This window comes from Pontibacter sp. HJ8 (assembly GCF_054824225.1).
The window spans coordinates 1-312 of record NZ_JSYF01000633.1 but is presented as its reverse complement, the minus strand read 5'-3'; the positions used below and the strand labels follow the sequence as shown (position 1 = coordinate 312).

At 52.9% G+C, this 312-nt stretch carries 1 protein-coding gene; it reads right to left on the bottom strand.

Annotation, left to right across the window (positions count from 1 at the left end):
* The coding region (locus OB13_RS20360) for a hypothetical protein (protein WP_461492022.1) at nucleotides 1–312 on the bottom strand (312 nt) is incomplete at both ends.

Here is a 312-nt window from a genome sequence, read left to right as displayed (position 1 = left end):
CGTCACGGCCGGGTTGCTGATACCTGTTACCGCTGCTCTTGTCCAGGTATAGGTCGCTCCCGTAGTCGTACTTGTAGGGGTATAGCTAAAGGCAGCACCACTGCAGACAGCCGCTGGAGCCAATGTACTACTCAGTTTCGGGCTTGGATTTACTACCACCCTCACATCCTGTGCAGTGCTACTTTGGCAGCCATTAGCAAATGTGTTGTACCGGTATGTTACAGTAATTGGGGAAGTCCCGGTGTTCACCAGCGTTTCGTTCACATTACCTGAAACAGGGGTCGTCACGGCCGGGTTGCTGATACCTGTTAC